Origin of the sequence: Burkholderia sp. R-40 (genome assembly GCF_049942845.1) — a bacterium.
GTDB lineage: Bacteria > Pseudomonadota > Gammaproteobacteria > Burkholderiales > Burkholderiaceae > Burkholderia > Burkholderia ambifaria.
This window is the reverse complement of record NZ_CP187967.1, coordinates 3,375,415-3,392,246: the sequence shown is the minus strand read 5'-3', so window position 1 is coordinate 3,392,246 and position 16,832 is coordinate 3,375,415. Positions and strand designations below refer to the sequence as shown.

Below are 16,832 nucleotides of genomic sequence, written 5' to 3'. Positions count from 1 at the left end.
CGCATCCGGCGCGACGGCCCTGCGCCGCTGCCCGCGCCGGCCGCCCTCAGAGGCCGCAGGTCGCGCCGTTGTTGGCCGCGATCTCGCGGGCGGCCTTCGCCCCCTCGACCTGCAGGATCGTCGGCAGCGACACGTTGTTCTTCGCGGCCGTGACTTCAGCGAGGATCGAGATCGCGATTTCCGGCGGCGTGCGGCTGCCGATGTAGATGCCGGCCGGCCCGTGCAGCCGCGCCAGTTCCGCGTCGTTCAGGTCGAATTCGAGCAGCCGCTCGCGCCGCGCCGCATTGTTGCGCCGCGAGCCGAGCGCGCCCACGTAGAACGCGGGCGTCTTGAGCGCTTCCATCAACGCGAGATCGTCGAGCTTCGGATCGTGCGTGAGCGCGATCACGGCCGAACGCGCGTCGAGCTTCATGTCGAGCACGGTGTCGTCGGGCATCGTATGCACGACGCGGGTGCCCGGCACGTCCCACGCATCCGTGTACTCGTCGCGCGGATCGCAGACCGTCACCTGGTAGTCGAGCCCGACCGCGATCTGGCACAGATAGCGGGACAACTGCCCGGCACCGATCACGAGCATTCGATAGCGCGGCCCGTGGATCGTCACGAGCCGTTCGCCGTCGAACGCGAGCCCGTCGGTCGCCTGCGCGGGCGACAGCGACGCGCGGCCGGTCGCCAGCGTCATCGTGCGCGTGACGAGCCGGCCGGCCTCCACCTCGGCGCACAACGCGGCAATCCCGCTGTCGCGCGTGAGCGGCTCCAGCACGAGCTGGATCGTGCCGCCGCAGGGCAGCCCGAAGCGGTGCGCTTCCTCGGCCGTCACGCCGTACTTGACCGCTTCCGGGCGCGCATCGGCCGCGATGCCGCTCGCATGCACGCGGGCGATCAGGTCGTCCTCGATGCACCCGCCGGACACGGAGCCGACCACGAGCCCGTCCTCGCGCACCGCGAGCATCGCGCCTTCGGGGCGGGGCGACGAGCCCCACGTCTTCACGACCGTCACGAGCAGCACGCGGCGCCCTTCGTCGAGCCAGCGCGCGCTCGACTTCAACACGTCGAGATCCACACTTTCCATCGTCGTTCCCTCATTGATTGGGCGCATTATGACGCGCCCGCCGCAGCCTTGCTTGCGGTGCGCCGACGCGTGGCCGAACGGTGGCGGGGATCGGGAGGAACGGTTCGGGCGGCCGGCTCGGACGGCCAGCTCGGATGGCCAGCTCCGACGCCCAGTCCGGGCGACCGGCTCGGACCGCCCGCTCAGGCTGCCCGCACACGCCGCCCGCCGCCCCACAAACGCAAACGGCGCGCCCGCGAGGCGGGTGCGCCGTTGCAGCGGAGCGACGCGGCGCGTCGCAGCCGGAGGTCAGTCCGCGTGGCCGCGGGCGAGCTTCGAGTGGTGACGCGAATACAGGAAGTAGATCACGAGGCCGATCACGAGCCAGATGCCGAACGCGGCCCACGTGACGGGCTGCAGGTTCAGCATCAGGAACAGGCACGCGGCGACCGCGAGGATCGGCACCACCGGCACGCCCGGGCAGCGGAACGCGCGCGGCAGCTCCGGATGCGTGCGGCGCAACACCAGCACCGCGATCGACACCATCGAGAACGCGGCGAGCGTGCCGATGTTGATCAGCTCGGCGAGCACGTTCAGCGGCACGAGCGCGGCGATCAGCCCGAAGAACAGGCCGACGAGCCAGGTCGTCAGGAACGGCGTCGCGAAGCGCGGATGCACGCGCGACAGCATCGCCGGCAGCAGCCCGTCGCGCGACATCGCGAAGATGATCCGCGTCTGGCCGTAGCTCATCACGAGGATCACGGTCAGCATGCCGAGCACCGCGCCGAGATCGATGAAGCCCGCGACCCACTTCTCGCCGGCGATCTGCAGCGCATACGAGATCGGGTGCGACACGTTCGCGTACTGGGCCGCCGGCACGATGCCGGTCGCGACCGCCGCGACCGTCACGTACAGCACCGCGCACACGGCGAGCGACGCGATGATGCCGATCGGCAGGTCGCGCTTCGGATTCTTCACTTCCTCGGCCGCCGACGACACCGCGTCGAAGCCGATGAACGCGAAGAACATCACGGCCGCCGCGCCGAACACGCCGTTCCAGCCGTGCGGCATGAACGGCTTCCAGTTCGCGGGCGTCACGTGGAACAGGCCGACCGCGATCACGAGCAGCACCACCGACACCTTGATGAACACCATGATGTTGTTGATGCGGGTCGACTCGCGGATGCCGATCGACAGCAGCGTCGTGATCACCAGCATCACGAGGAACGCGGGCAGGTTGAACCACGTGACGACGTCGGGAATCGCGCCGGGCGCGGCGGTCAGCACGGTCGGCAGCGCGAGCCCGAAGCCCTGCAGCAGCGACTGCAGGTAGCCCGACCAGCCGACCGACACGGCCGACGCCGCGAGGCCGTATTCGAGCATCAGGTCCCAGCCGATGATCCATGCGACGAGCTCGCCGAGCGTCGCGTACGAGTACGTGTAGATCGAGCCCGCGACCGGAATCGTCGACGCGAATTCCGCGTACGACAGCGCCGCGAGGCCGCACGCGATCGCCGCGATCACGAACGACAGCATCAGCGCGGGGCCGGCCTGAACGGCGCCGGTGCCGGTCAGCACGAAGATCCCGGTGCCGATGATCGCGCCGATGCCGAGGAAGGTGAGGTCGATTGCGCCGAGCGCTTTCTTGAGCCCGGCGCCATGCGCGCCGGCGATCATGCGATCGACGTTTTTCTTGCGGAAGAGGGACATTGCGGATGAGTCTCCAGCGCGCGCGAACGCGGCGGCGCCGAGTGAGAGAAGGAAAACCCGCAATTTTAGCCGATTTGGCGCGCAAGCCCCGCTGCAGTGCAGCGGCGCGCGGCGGAATCGTCCGAGAAAACAAGCGCTTGCACGCAGCGTGCGGCGACCGGAGCTGGCCCGTGGCAGGCCGGCGCGGCGCGGGTCGCGCGATTCCGGTGAATGCGAGGGATCAGGCGCCCGACGCGGGCGCCATGTCGACGAGCCGGTTGCTCATCACGTAGAACGTCAGTTCCGCGTTGTTCGACAGCCGCATCTTCTCGAGCAGCCGCGACCGGTACACGCTGACCGTCTTCACCGACAGCGACAGCGTGTTCGCGATATCGGTGAGGCGCTTGCCCGACGCCAGCATGCAGAGCGTCTGGTATTCGCGATCGGACAGCTTCTCGTGCGGCAGCGGTTCGTTCTCGAACGACACGTATTCGGCGAGCGCCTCGGCCATCGCCGGGCTCACGTACTTGCGGCCGGCCGCGACCTGCTGGATCGCGCCGATCATCTGCGCGGCATTCACCGTCTTCGACAGATAGCCGGATGCGCCGGCCTTCAGCGCGCGCACCGCGTACTGGTCCTCGCGGTACATCGAGAACATCAGCACCGGCGTGCCCGGCAGCTTGCGCTTGATGCGCTTGAGCAACTCGATGCCGTTGGTGTCCGGCAGCGAGATGTCGAGCAGGATCACGTCGAAGGTCTGACGGTCGACGGCGGCCACCGCATCGCTGCCGGTCTCGGCTTCGGTCACTTCGCGCGCGACGCCGCGGTCGATCAGCAGGTGGCGGACCCCTTGCCGGACGATCGCGTGGTCGTCCACGAGCAGGATGTTCAGGCTCATCGCGACCTCACGAAAGCGACGCGCGGCGTGCGGCGGCCGGCACCGCGAACAGCGAGTTCCACGCGAAGCGCGCGGTGACGCGCGTGCCGCGGCCCGATTCCGGCGCGCGCGTGTCGAAGCTGCCGCCGAACGCCTCGCAGCGTGCGCGCATGCCGGCGAGGCCGTAGCCGACACGCCGGCGGCGCGAGAAACCGGTCCCATCATCGGTGACGATCAGGGACAGATGCGAGCCGTCCGTGTCGATCCGCACGTCGACGGACGCCGCGCGCGCATGCTTCGCGACGTTCGACAGCGCTTCCTGCGCGACGCGGAAGATCGCGAGCGCACTCGCGCCGGCCAGCTGCGTGAGCCGTGCGTCGGCCGCGCAGACGAAGCTCGTGCGCAGGCCGGTGCGGGCCGCGTGGCTGTCGACCCACGTCGACAGCGCGCCGACGAGCCCGCCGTCGAGCGCCGGCGTGTCGCGCTCGTCGATCAGGCGACGGTTCGCATCGGTTGCGGCGTCGAGTGCCTGCTGCGCCAGTTCGAGCGCGCGCAGGCAGCCTTCGGGCGCATCGGCCGGCAGCCATGTTTGAACGTTTGCGAGCGCGAATCGGGCGGCGGTGAGTTCGGCGCCGAGCCCGTCATGCAACTCGCCGGCCAGATGGCGGCGGGCGGCTTCGTCGGCTGCCATCAATTGGGTGGACAGCGTCGCGATCCGGCTGGCGGATGCGTCGCGCTTGGGGAGGGTTTCGGCCACGGGTGCGGCCGCGGCGCGGCTGTGCACGAGCGGCCGCGACGGGAACGGGGCGTGGGCGCCGGGGGGCGCGTTGAGCGACGTATCCATGACTCTCCCTGCTGTCAGAAAGCGATTCACACACCGGCTGGCTGCGTGGATTGGCTGCCGTTTCGATCGCGGCCGCCGCCAGAGAGTCGCCCCGGGCCGAGGTAACAAAAGTTACATCTTGTAACGTTTGGTTCCGACCCTTCAACGACCATCCGAACCGCAACCGCGCCGGCCGAATCATATCTCAAAAAATCTGGAAAAGTCATGCCGGGCGGACATTTAAGGGTAAATGTGAATAATCGGAGCGAACCTGTTGTAGGAAAAACACCGACACGAAAGCACCGGGCCCGCCCGTATCAAAATGTAACTATTTGAGATTAGATGGTCGCAGTTTGTTACGAATTCGCCAAGTGGGGACGAAAAAAAACCGGAGCTTTTGCTCCGGTTTCTTGATGCTGCACAAATTCGGGGATCGATCAGTCCACGAATGCGCGCTCGATCACGTAGTGACCCGGTGCGCTGTTCTTGCCTTCGACCAGGCCGGCCTGCTTCAGCAGGTCGGTCGTGTCCTTCAGCATCGCGGTGCTGCCGCACAGCATCACGCGGTCGTTTTCCGGCGAGAACGCCGGCACGCCGAGATCCGTGAACAGCTTGCCCGTCGCGATCAGGTCGGTGATCCGGCCCTCGTTGTCGAACGCTTCGCGCGTGACCGTCGGGTAGTACACGAGCTTTTCCTTGATGATGTCGCCGAGGTACTCGTGGCCGGGCAGGTCGTGCTTGATGTAGTCCATGTACGCCAGCTCGCCCTTCAGGCGGCAGGTGTGCGTCAGGATGACCTTGTCGAAGCGGTCGTAGATGTCCGGATCGCGGATGATCGACATGAACGGCGCGAGGCCCGTGCCGGTCGACAGCATCCACAGCGTCTTGCCGGGCAGCAGGTTGTCGGCGACGAGCGTGCCGGTCGGCTTCTTGCCGATCAGCACCGGGTCGCCCACCTTCAGGTGCTGCAGGCGCGACGTCAGCGGGCCGTTCTGGACCTTGATGCTGAAGAATTCGAGGTGCTCTTCGTAGTTCGGGCTGACGATCGAGTAGGCGCGCGCGAGCGGCTTGCCGTCGACTTCGAGGCCGACCATCGTGAATTCGCCGTTGTTGAAGCGCAGGCTCGGCTCACGGGTGCAGGTGAAGCTGAACAGCGTGTCGGTCCAGTGATGGACGGATTGGACGGTGGCGGTGTCGTATTTGCTCATGGCTTTGAAAACGGACGCGCGTAGCGAACGCGTGTAACGGGCCCAAAAACGGGCAAAAAAACCGAGTGCGTCGGCCCGATCGCGGATCGGCCGGCCGGCGCGTCGGACACGCGCCTTCTCGATGACAGACGTTTGAGGAACTGGTTATTTTACCCTGCTTGGGGCAGATGCGGGCTTGACCCGCCCGGCTGCGCGGATTTGGCGCAACGAATCATTTCAGCGAGCTTTCAACGATCGGCCGCGAGCTTCGCGCCGAGACCGACGAGCGCGACGCCGCACAGCGCGTCGAGCGGGCGCCGCACGCGCCGGTAGCCGCGCTGCGCGCGCGGGCTCGCGAACAGGAACGCGACGCACGAATACCAGCCGGCCGACAGCACGCCGATCGTCACCAGCACCGCGCCGTTGAACCATAGCGGCACGTGCGCGGGCAGCATCGCCGCGAACACGCTGGTCCAGAACGCGCACGATTTCGGGTTGGTCAGGCAGGTGAGCAGGCCGCTGCGATACGCGCGCAGATAGTCGCGCAGGTGCGGCGCGGCCAGCGGCACACTCGTGGCCGCGGTGTCGGCCGGCGCCGCGTCGCGGCGCACGCCCGAGCGCAGCAGCTTGATGCCGAAATACACGAGATAGACGGCGCCGCCGATCCGGATCGTCTCGTACAGCCATTCGACTTGGTGCAGCACGGCCGCGAGGCCGAGCATCGCGAGCGTCGCCCACGCGATCGACGCGGTGCCCACGCCCAGTGCCGACGCGGCGCCGAGGCTGCGCCGCCCCGCGAGCGACAACTGCGAAATCATGAAGAAGTTCGGGCCGGGCGTGATCGCCGCGACGAGATAGACGACGGCGATTTGCAGCAGGATCGGCAGGTAGTTCATGGCGGCGCGGCGGCGGGCGGGCAAAGCGCTACTGTAGCGCGCGCCGTGCAACCGCGCTTGCGGTGTCACGGCTTCAACGGAATCAGCGCTTCAAGGGCCTCAGTGCATCACCGCGGATCGAGCCGCAGCCGCGCGATATACGGCAGGTGGTCCGACAGCCACGCGGTTTCGCCGGACGGTGCCTGCCATTCGAGCGGCGTCAGCCCGCGCACGAACATCTTGTCGAGCGCGAGCGCCGGCGAGAACGCGGGGAACGTGCGGCCCGACTGGCCGAGCAGCGTCGCGACCTCGGACATTCCGATCTCGCCGAACAACGCGACCGAATCGTTGCGCCAGTCGTTGAAGTCGCCGGCGAGCACGAGCGGGTCGTCGCCCGCGTTGCGCACGATCCAGTGCGCGATCCAGTGCATCTGGCGCAGCCGCGCCGCGCGCGTGAGCGCGAGGTGCGCGCACAGCAGCGTGACGGGCCGCGAACCGGCGAGCGTCGCGCGCGCGACCAGCAGCCCGCGCCGCTCGAAGCGGTGCGCGGAAATGTCCCAGCGGCCGCCGAGGTCGAGCGGATGCGGCGACAGGATCGCGTTGCCGTGCCGCCACGACGGCTTGAACACGTTCGGCCCGAGCGCGATCTGCCAGTCGAGCGCCTGCGCGATCTCGGTGGCCTGGCAGTGCCACACGTCGTCGACCGCGTCGTCGATCGGTGCGCCGAAGCCGGTTGCCAGCATCGGGCGCGGCATGCGGCGCGCCATCGCTTCCTGCAGAAAATACACGTCGGCGTGCGTCGATTGCATCCAGTTGCGCATCGCGTTCCACGCGGTGAAGCCGAGCGGCGAGCGGCCCTTGTGCAGGTTCCAGCTGACCGCGGTGATTTCGTCGGGCGCGGCGTGCGGTTCGGCGAACGGCAGGGACAGGGCGTCGGCGGACATGGCGCTCAGTCCTTCGCGACGCGCGCACGCACGCGGTAGACGAGATGCGGATGCTGCTCGACGAGCGTCCAGTCGGTCCACGCGTCGCCGCCGACCGACAGCCCCGGATGGCTCGCGACGATCTGCCGCGGCGACGCGGGCACGCACGGATCGCTGCGCGTCGCGTTTTCGTCGTCGAGGGTTTCCTGCACGTCGAGCGCGAGCGACACCGTGTGCGCGGCGTCGTCGACGGCGAGCGGCGCGACCGTCACCGAGCGCGAGCGCTCGGTCGGCACGACGCGCGCGGCATTGCCGCAGCCGACGGGCACGGCGGACGGGTAGCGATGGGTGTCGGTGCGGGTTTGACCGACGGTGGTGCGCTGCTGGAACGTGTCGATCGTCTGACCGTCGCGCACCACCTGGATCTCCCATGCGACGGCGGCCGGTGCGGGGCTCTGCGCATGGGCCGCGAGCGCGACGCTCGCGAGCAGGACGGCCAGGCCGTGTTTCAGCATGAAACTTCTCCGGAAACGCGGGGTAGCGGGGAATGGACGCACATCTTACGCCCGATCGATTTGGACGGTCGTGTGACAGGACGCGTCGCCGCGGGTTCGCAGCACGATCCGGTCCTGATAGAAAGGTAGGTGCGCGTCACGCGTTTTCAAGCGAAAAGGTGCGCGAACTTGGCGACGCTCGTGGGCTCGATGACGAGGCGTTTTCGCTCGTGTCCGGATCGTAGCCAGACCGGCGCGATGGCCGGTGAATCATCGATGATACGCCGCGCGGCGCGACGCTGCAGTGCACGCGCGGTGTTAGCAGCAGTGTCGGACGGCTGCTTGCTTGCGCGCCGATGCGGGATCGCTACACTGAAATCGTAAGGGTCTGATGGTCGTGTCTGATGGTCGTGTGATGGCAGCAGGAGCGAGGTTGGTATGACGACGGCGATGGTGAAACAGGAACTGGCGGTGGCATCCTTCAGCACGGTGTACGACCTCGAGCAGGTCGAGACCGCGCTCAACGACTTGAACGAGAGCGCGAGCGACGCACTGCGCGCCACTTACGAGCGGATGCTCAAGACGGGCAATCTGCGCTTTTGCGTGAAGCCGAACCGGATGCCGTCGTTCGACGAACTCGGCGACGCGCTGCCCAATTTCACCGAGCCGCTCGACGACGTGCGCAAGCAGGTCGCGCTGTGCCTCGAGACCGACGACCGGCTCGAACTGATGCCGATCCTGTTGCTCGGGCCGCCCGGCATCGGCAAGACGCATTTCGCGAAGGCGCTCGCGAAGCTGCTCGGCACCGCGTACCACTACGTGCCGATGAGTTCGCTGACGGCCGGCTGGATCCTGTCGGGCGCGTCGTCGCAATGGAAGAACGCGAAGCCCGGCAAGGTATTCGAGGCGCTGGTCAACGGCAGCTACGCGAACCCCGTGATCGCGGTCGACGAGATCGACAAGGCCGGCAGCGACGCGCAATACGATCCGCTCGGCGCGCTGTATGCGTTGCTCGAGCACGACACGGCGCGCGCGTTCGTCGACGAATTCGCCGAAGTGCCGATCGATGCGGGCAACGTGATCTGGATCGCGACCGCGAACGAAGCGCAGGCGATTCCGGAGCCGCTGCTGAACCGGATGAACATATACGAGATCGCCCCGCCCGATGCGGCCGGCGCGCGACGGATCGCGCAGACGATCTACGACGAGATCCGCACGTCGCACGCGTGGGGGCAGCGCTTCCCCGACACGCTCGACGACGACGCGCTCGACGTGCTCGCCGCGACGCCGCCGCGCACGATGCGCCGTGCGCTGCTGCATGCGTTCGGCGCCGCGCGGCTCGACGGCCGCGACGTGATCGCCCCGTCCGACATCCGCGCCGACGAGGGGGCCGCGAAGCGCCGACCGATCGGGTTCTGAGGGCGGCGGCGTACGGTTCGCCGCGGCTCGCGCGTACATGTCGATACACATGGGGTTCGGCAGGCGGGCGAACCGGGACGTACAATTCCTATCTCTCCCCTCGACGCGTGAGCGACGCGAAACGCCATGGAGCAGACGGATTGTGTGGTGATCGGCGCAGGTGTGGTCGGTCTTGCGATTGCGCGTGAGCTGGCCGCGCGCGGGCGCGAAACGATCGTGCTCGAGGCGGCCGACGCGATCGGCACGGGCACGAGTTCGCGCAACAGCGAGGTGATTCACGCGGGGCTCTACTACCCGCGCGGCACGCTGAAGGCGATGTCGTGCGTGCGCGGGCGCGAACTGCTGTACGAATTCTGCGAAACGCATCATGTGCCGCACCGGCGCATCGGCAAGCTGATCGTCGCGACGAGCGTCGCGCAGGTGAAGCAGTTGAAGGCGCTCGCCGCGCGCGCGGCGGACACGGCGTGCTCGACCTGCTGCCGCTCACGCGCGCCGAGGCGCAGACGCTCGAGCCCGCGCTCGACTGCGTGGAAGCGGTGTTCTCGCCGTCCACCGGCATCGTCGACAGCCACCAGCTGATGCTCGCGCTGCTCGGCGACGCGCAGCGCAACGGTGCGACGTGCGTGCTGAAATCCCCGGTCGAGTCGATCGACGTGCTGCGCGGCGGCCGCTTCGTCGTGCGCACCGGTGGCGACGTGCCGACCGAAATCGAGGCGGCGTGCGTGATCAACAGCGCGGGCCTCGGCGCGCAGGCGCTCGCGCGCCGCACGCGCGGCCTCGACCCGCACTGGGTGCCGCCGCTCTATCTCGCGCGCGGCAACTACTTCAGCCTGTCCGGGCGCGCGCCGTTCTCGCACCTCGTATATCCGATGCCCGACCGGGGCGGGCTCGGCATCCACCTGACGCTCGACCTGGCCGGCCAGGCGCGCTTCGGCCCGGACGTCGAATGGGTCGATGCGCTGCGCTACGAAGTCGATCCGGCGCGCGCGCAGGCGTTCTACGCGTCGATCCGCGCATACTGGCCGGAACTGCCCGACGACGCGCTGCAGCCGGCTTACTCCGGGATCCGTCCGAAGCTCGCGGGGCCGGGCGAGCCGCCGGCCGATTTCATCGTGCAGGGCGGCGCGCAGCACGGCGTGCGCGGGCTCGTGAACCTGTTCGGCATCGAGTCGCCGGGGCTGACCGCGTCGCTCGCGCTCGCGCAGCGCGTCGGCGACATGACGTCAAACGCGTGACGCGCACGGGCGGCACACGACCCGCATTGATGCGGGGCGACCGTGCCGAGCCCCCCGTGTGAAATCTCTTATCTCCGGCATTTCGGCACGCACATTTGTCTGCATGGCGGGTATTCTGTCGGACGGCTGTACAGGGTCTGTCTACCGATGGAACGCACATGCGTTGCCCCGAGAAGGGCCGCTCGCGAGGCGCGCGACGCTGCGAATACTCGACGTATTCGCAAGGAGCGCAACGTGGCGAGCGGCCCTTCTCGGGGCAACCCCTAATTGATGTCGTGTCCACGGGAAGGCCCGAAATCGCCCGCATGGCGGCGTCGGTCGTCGCTTGTTTGGCTCGGCCAAACGGCGCTCCTCCCTTCTTGCCCTTCGAGCGATTTCGGGCCTTCGCATGTGCGTTCCATCGGTAGACAGACCCTGGAACGGCTTTCAAACCAATAACGTTGGAGCGAGTCCCCCATGAAAACAACCCGTCGGAGTTTCCTGATCACGAGCATTGGCGCCGTGTCCGCGCTGGCGCTGTCGCGCGAAGCGCTGGCCGACGCGCCGATGCTGTCGGAAACCGATCCGACCGCCGTGGCGCTCGGCTACAAGGCCGATGCCACGAAGGTCGACAAGACGAAGTATCCGAAATACGCAGCGGGCCAGGATTGCGCGGCCTGCATGCTGTACCAGGGCAAGAAGGGCTCGGCTTCGGGCCCGTGCGGCGCGTTCCCCGGCAAGCAGGTGTCGGCGAAGGGCTGGTGCAGCGCATTCTCGAAGATGGGTTGACGTGCACAGCGGCATCGTGCGGTGCCGCAATGTGGCGAAAACCGCGAAACGCCCGCCATCGGAAGATGGCGGGCGTTTTTTATGCTTGAAAACGGTTCCGTCGCTTTCTACACTCGCTGCACACCAGCGCGCCGCGGGCCCTCCGCGCGCCGCACCGCCCGACACGGCGAATTCACGAGGACGAGGCACGCATGGCGACGATTGCGAATTCAACGAAAACGGCGCGGCCCGAGCGTGCGCTGAACCGGCGCGCGGTCGTGGCGGCCGTGATCGGCAATGCGCTCGAGTGGTACGACTTCACGGTGTTCGGCTTCATGACGGTCGTGATCGCCGAGCTGTTCTTCCCGACTTCCAGTGAATACTCTTCGCTGCTGCTGACCACCGCGACGTTCGGCGTCGCATTCTTCATGCGCCCGATCGGCGGCATCGTGTTCGGGCTCTATGCGGACCGCGCGGGCCGCAAGGCCGCGCTGTCGCTCGTGATCCTGCTGATGACGGCCGGCATCTTCCTGCTCGCGATCGCACCGCCCTATGCGGCGATCGGCATCGGCGGCCCATTGCTGATCGTGCTCGGCCGCCTGCTGCAGGGTTTCTCGGCCGGCGGCGAATTCGGCAGCGCGACCGCGCTGCTGATCGAAGCCGCGCCATTCTCGAAACGCGGTTTCTACGGCAGTTGGCAGATGGCGAGCCAGGCGGCCGCGCTGCTGATCGGCGCACTGGTCGGCGCGGCGATCACGCGCGGGCTGTCGCACGACGCGCTGCGCAGCTGGGGCTGGCGCGTGCCGTTCATCCTCGGGCTCGTGATCGGTCCGATCGGCTTCTATATTCGCCGCCATCTCGCGGATTCCGAAGCATTCTTGCATGCACAGCAAAGCGCGCGCCGCGCGACGCTCGGCGAAGTGTTCACGCGCTATCCGCGCGAGGTGCTGTGCGGGCTCGGCTCGGTGATCGCGCTGACGGTCACGATCTACGTGCTGATCAGCTATCTGCCGACCTTCGCGGTGAAGCAGCTGAAGCTGCCGTATGCGGAATCGTTCTACGCGGTGATCGTCGGCAATCTGTTGCTGATGGTGCTGTCGCCGATCGCGGGCGCATGGTCGGACCGCATCGGCCGCAAGGGGCTGTCGCTGTGGTCGCTCGTGCTGACGCTCGCGCTGATGTACCCGCTGTTCGCGTGGCTCGACGCCGCGCCGAGCATCGGGCGGCTGATCGCGGTGCAGGCCGTGCTGTCGGTGACGCTCGCGGGCTACTACGGGCCGTTCGGCGCGATGATCGCCGAGCTGTTCCCGGCCAACGTGCGCTCGACCGGGCTGTCGATCGCGTACAACGTCGCGGTGATGCTGTTCGGCGGGTTCGGGCAGTTCATCGTCACGTGGCTGATCAAGACGACGGGCACGCCGCTCGCGCCCACTTACTACGTGATGGCGGGGCTCGCGCTGTCGATCGTCGCGGTCGCGTTCGTGCCCGCGCGCAACGCGGATCTCGACGCGCCGGACTGATCCCGCGTGCAGCGCGGGCACCGCATCGTTTCCACGGCTGCAACAATGCGCGGCATGGGCCGAAAGCGGCGTGGCGTGCCGCTATCGGCGCGTACAAATTGTTTAGTTGACGAAGGAAACACGCGCCGGATCGGCGAAATGGCCGTCCGCGCGTGCAGAGGCACTTTTCGCGCGTGCCAGACATCCGCAAAAACCCGCGGAAATGCGTCTAGAAGAGTTTTTTCTCCAGCTTGTTGCAGAATCGCTAGCTCAAGTAATATCCGCGTACCCGGCCCCTGGGGGACCGGTTCCGATCTGGAAACCTGGAGGAAACATGGAATACAACCGTCTGTTGCACACCCTGCGTGTTACCGCCATTGCAGGCGTGGCAGCGGCATCGCTCGGCGTCGCGGGCTCTGCATTCGCACAGATCCCGAACAAAACGCTCGTCTACTGCTCAGAAGGCAGCCCGGCGGGTTTTGATTCCGCGCAATTCACGACCGGCGTCGATTTCACGGCCGCCACGTTCACCGTCTACAACCGGCTCGTCGAATTCGAGCGCGGCGGCACGAAGGTCGAGCCGGGCCTCGCGGAGAAGTGGGACGTCTCGTCCGACGGCAAGGTGTACACGTTCCACCTGCGTCATGGCGTGAAGTTCCACACGACCGACTTCTTCAAGCCGACGCGCGAATTCAACGCGGACGACGTCGTGTTCTCGTTCGAGCGCATGCTCGATCCGAACCAGGCGTTCCGCAAGGCCTACCCGGTGTCGTTCCCGTACTTCACCGACATGGGCCTCGACAAGCTGATCACGAAGATCGAGAAGGTCGATCCGTACACCGTGAAGTTCACGCTGGCCGAACCGAACGCGCCGTTCATCCAGAACATGGCGATGGAATTCGCGTCGATCCTGTCGGCCGAATACGGCGAGCAGCTGATGAAGGCCGGCAAGGCCGCCGACATCAACCAGAAGCCGGTCGGCACGGGCCCGTTCATCTTCCGCAGCTACACGAAGGACGCGACGATCCGTTTCGACGGGAATCCTGACTATTGGAAGAAGGGTGCCGTGAAGCTGTCGAAGCTGATCTTCTCGATCACGCCCGACCCGGGCGTGCGCGTGCAGAAGATCAAGCGCAACGAATGCCAGGTGATGAGCTATCCGCGTCCGGCCGACATCGCGACGCTGAAGGCCGACTCGGGCATCGACATGCCGTCGCAGCCGGGCTTCAACCTCGGCTACCTCGCGTACAACGTCGAGCACAAGCCGGTCGACAAGCTCGAGGTGCGTCAGGCGCTCGACATGGCGATCAACAAGAAGGCGATCCTCGAATCCGTCTATCAGGGCGCGGGCCAGGCTGCCACCGCACCGGTGCCGCCGACCCAATGGTCGTACGACAAGAACCTGAAGATGCCCGCGTACGACACCGCGAAGGCGAAGGCGCTGCTCGCGAAGGCCGGCTTCCCGAACGGTTTCGACATCACGCTGTGGGCCATGCCGGTGCAGCGCGCGTACAACCCGAACGCCCGCCTGATGGCCGAGATGATCCAGGCCGACTGGGCGAAGATCGGCGTGAAGGCGAAGATCGTCACGTACGAGTGGGGTGAGTACATCAAGCGTGCGCACACGGGCGAGCAGGACACGATGCTGATCGGCTGGACGGGCGACAACGGCGACCCGGACAACTGGCTCGGCACGCTGCTCGGCTGCGAGGCGATCAAGGGCAACAACTTCTCGCACTGGTGCTACAAGCCGTTCGACGAGCTGGTCCAGAAGGGCCGCACGACGACGGGCCAGGACGCGCGCACGAAGATCTACACGCAGGCTCAGCAGATCTTCGCGCAGCAGCTGCCGTTCTCGCCGATCGCGAACTCGACGGTCTACCAGCCGGTACGCAAGAACGTGGTCGACATGCGCATCGAGCCGCTCGGCTATGCCCGCTTCGACGGTGTCGGCGTGAAGTAACACGACCCGTGTAAGCTGTCTGCATAGATCGAGAAGGCACTATTCATCCGGCGGCGGGAGGCCAAAAGCTTCCCGTCGCCGGTCGCACATTTCCCACAAGAAAATACGAGACGCATCATGTTCACTTTCGTGTTGCGCCGCGTGGGCATGGTGATCCCGACCTTCATCGGCATCACCATCCTGGCGTTTGCGCTGATTCACCTGATACCGGGCGACCCCATCGAAGTGATGATGGGCGAGCGCGGCGTCGATCCCGCGATGCATGCGGAGGCAATGAAACGGCTCGGCCTCGACCAGCCGCTGCCGCTGCAGTACATCCACTACATCGGCCGTGCGCTGCACGGCGACCTCGGCACGTCGATCATCACCAACACCAGCGTCGCGGGCGAATTCTTCGCACGCTTCCCGGCGACCGTCGAGCTGTCGCTGTGCGCGCTCGTGTTCGCGCTCGCGGTCGGCCTGCCGGCCGGCGTGATCGCCGCGCTGCGACGCGGCTCGGCCATCGATCACGGCGTGATGGGCACCGCGCTCACCGGCTACTCGATGCCGATCTTCTGGTGGGGGCTGATCCTCATCATGGTGTTTTCCTCGTATCTCGGCTGGACGCCCGTGTCGGGGCGCATCGCGGTCGAATACGACTTCCCGCATCCGACGGGCTTCATGCTGATCGACGCGTTGTTCGCGCCGGACGAAGGCGCGTTCAAGTCGGCGGTCAGCCACCTGATCCTGCCCGCGATCGTGCTCGGCACGATCCCGCTCGCGGTGATCGCGCGGATGACGCGCTCGTCGATGCTCGAAGTGCTGCGCGAGGACTACATCCGCACCGCCCGCGCGAAGGGGCTGTCGCCCGCGCGCGTGGTCGTCGTGCATGCGCTGCGCAACGCGCTGATCCCGGTCGTCACCGTGATCGGCCTGCAGATCGGCACGCTGCTCGCGGGCGCCGTGCTGACCGAGACGCTCTTTTCGTGGCCCGGTGTCGGCAAGTGGCTGATCGATGCGATCGGCCGTCGCGACTATCCGGTCGTCCAGGGCGGCATCCTGCTGATCGCGACGCTCGTGATCGTCGTGAACCTGGTCGTCGACCTGCTGTACGGCGTGCTGAATCCGCGCATCCGCCACACGAGGTAATTCCATGAGCAATCTGCAAAACACCCTGCCGAGCGAATCCGCGCCGGCCGGCGGCCGTGCGCTCGCGCTGCGCGAGTTCTGGGCCAACTTCTCGCGCAACCGCGGCGCCGTCGGCGCCGGCATCGTCGTGCTGGTGCTGATCCTGGTCGCGCTCCTCGCCCCGCTGATCGCGCCGCACAGCCCGGTCGAGCAATATCGCGACTACGTGAAGATTCCGCCCGCGTGGCTCGAAGGCGGCAACTGGCACTTCATCCTCGGCACCGACGAAGCGGGCCGCGACATTCTTTCGCGCCTGATGTTCGGCGCGCGGATGTCGTTCTGGATCGGCTTCGTGTCGGTCGTGCTCGCACTGATCCCCGGCATCGTGCTCGGGCTGGTCGCCGCGTTCTTCCAGAAGTGGGCCGACACGCCCGTGATGCGCATCATGGACGTGCTGCTCGCGCTGCCGTCGCTGCTGCTCGCGGTCGCGGTCGTCGCGATCATCGGCCCGGGCCTCACCAACACGATGTTCGCGATCGCGATCGTCGCGCTGCCGGCCTATGTGCGTCTCACGCGCGCGTCGGCGCTCGGCGAACTGCAGAAGGAGTACGTGACGGCGTCGCGCGTGGCCGGTGCCGGCACGGTGCGCCTGATGTTCTCGCAGGTGCTGCCGAACTGCACGGCGCCGCTGATCGTGCAGGCGACGCTCGGTTTCTCGTCGGCCATTCTCGACGCGGCCGCGCTCGGCTTCCTCGGCCTCGGCGTGCAACCGCCGACCGCCGAGTGGGGCGCGATGCTCGCGTCCGCGCGCGACTACATCGACAACGCATGGTGGATCGTGACGATGCCCGGCCTGTCGATCCTGATTTCGGTGCTCGCGATCAACCTGCTCGGCGACGGGCTGCGCGACGCGCTCGATCCCAAATTGAAGCGGATGGCATGA

General features: G+C 67.1%; 14 protein-coding genes and 1 pseudogene. 7 read left to right on the top strand and 8 right to left on the bottom strand.

Going from position 1 to position 16,832, the window contains the following annotated elements; genetic code table 11:
• Positions 1-46: 46 nt before the first annotated feature.
• From ACP26O_RS15680 to ACP26O_RS15645, 8 genes are all read right to left on the bottom strand, one after another.
• Complete coding sequence (locus ACP26O_RS15680) at positions 47-1,072, bottom strand: XdhC family protein (protein ID WP_011658171.1); 1,026 nt, start codon at positions 1,070-1,072, stop codon at positions 47-49.
• Between the two features lie 288 nt (positions 1,073-1,360).
• On the bottom strand, positions 1,361-2,761 hold the full coding sequence (locus ACP26O_RS15675; protein ID WP_011658170.1) for an amino acid permease: 1,401 nt from the start codon (positions 2,759-2,761) through the stop codon (positions 1,361-1,363).
• A gap of 220 nt (positions 2,762-2,981) precedes the next feature.
• Entirely contained in the window at positions 2,982-3,638 is a 657-nt protein-coding gene (gene rqpR / locus ACP26O_RS15670; RefSeq protein ID WP_006751915.1) for a response regulator transcription factor RqpR, read from the bottom strand.
• A 7-nt stretch (positions 3,639-3,645) separates the two neighbouring features.
• Positions 3,646-4,461 carry a quorum system sensor histidine kinase RqpS gene (rqpS, locus tag ACP26O_RS15665; RefSeq protein WP_175665930.1) on the bottom strand — a complete coding sequence of 272 codons (816 nt, stop codon included), beginning with the start codon at positions 4,459-4,461 and terminating at the stop codon, positions 3,646-3,648.
• A gap of 416 nt (positions 4,462-4,877) precedes the next feature.
• Positions 4,878-5,648: a ferredoxin--NADP reductase gene (locus tag ACP26O_RS15660; protein ID WP_006757819.1), complete on the bottom strand. Its 771-nt coding sequence runs from the start codon at positions 5,646-5,648 to the stop codon at positions 4,878-4,880.
• Between the two features lie 227 nt (positions 5,649-5,875).
• Complete coding sequence (locus tag ACP26O_RS15655) at positions 5,876-6,523, bottom strand: LysE family translocator (RefSeq protein WP_175665931.1); 648 nt, start codon at positions 6,521-6,523, stop codon at positions 5,876-5,878.
• Positions 6,524-6,630: 107 nt separating this feature from the next.
• Positions 6,631-7,446 carry an endonuclease/exonuclease/phosphatase family protein gene (locus ACP26O_RS15650; protein WP_126228691.1) on the bottom strand — a complete coding sequence of 272 codons (816 nt, stop codon included), beginning with the start codon at positions 7,444-7,446 and terminating at the stop codon, positions 6,631-6,633.
• A 5-nt stretch (positions 7,447-7,451) separates the two neighbouring features.
• Positions 7,452-7,940: a hypothetical protein gene (locus ACP26O_RS15645; protein WP_105831978.1), complete on the bottom strand. Its 489-nt coding sequence runs from the start codon at positions 7,938-7,940 to the stop codon at positions 7,452-7,454.
• Positions 7,941-8,357: 417 nt separating this feature from the next.
• Between ACP26O_RS15645 and ACP26O_RS15640 the strand changes: the two genes are divergently transcribed.
• The 7 genes and pseudogenes from ACP26O_RS15640 to ACP26O_RS15610 all read left to right on the top strand — a co-directional run bounded on the left by ACP26O_RS15640 (position 8,358) and on the right by ACP26O_RS15610 (position 16,832).
• The gene (locus tag ACP26O_RS15640; protein WP_175665932.1) at positions 8,358-9,338 is read left to right on the top strand and encodes an AAA family ATPase; all 981 of its coding nucleotides are present in this window, start codon (positions 8,358-8,360) and stop codon (positions 9,336-9,338) included.
• Positions 9,339-9,464: 126 nt separating this feature from the next.
• Positions 9,465-10,573, top strand: a pseudogene (locus ACP26O_RS15635) (NAD(P)/FAD-dependent oxidoreductase).
• 456 nt (positions 10,574-11,029) lie between these two features.
• Entirely contained in the window at positions 11,030-11,341 is a 312-nt protein-coding gene (locus ACP26O_RS15630) for a high-potential iron-sulfur protein (RefSeq protein WP_006751923.1), read from the top strand.
• Positions 11,342-11,532: 191 nt separating this feature from the next.
• A complete protein-coding gene (locus tag ACP26O_RS15625) occupies positions 11,533-12,840 on the top strand; it encodes an MFS transporter (protein ID WP_105831975.1) in 1,308 nt (435 codons plus the stop codon).
• Between the two features lie 313 nt (positions 12,841-13,153).
• Positions 13,154-14,782, top strand: coding sequence for an ABC transporter substrate-binding protein (locus tag ACP26O_RS15620; RefSeq protein ID WP_175657080.1), 1,629 nt, complete (start codon positions 13,154-13,156; stop codon positions 14,780-14,782).
• 117 nt (positions 14,783-14,899) lie between these two features.
• Entirely contained in the window at positions 14,900-15,910 is a 1,011-nt protein-coding gene (locus ACP26O_RS15615; protein ID WP_011658160.1) for an ABC transporter permease subunit, read from the top strand.
• Between the two features lie 4 nt (positions 15,911-15,914).
• Positions 15,915-16,832: an ABC transporter permease subunit gene (locus tag ACP26O_RS15610; RefSeq protein WP_105831972.1), complete on the top strand. Its 918-nt coding sequence runs from the start codon at positions 15,915-15,917 to the stop codon at positions 16,830-16,832.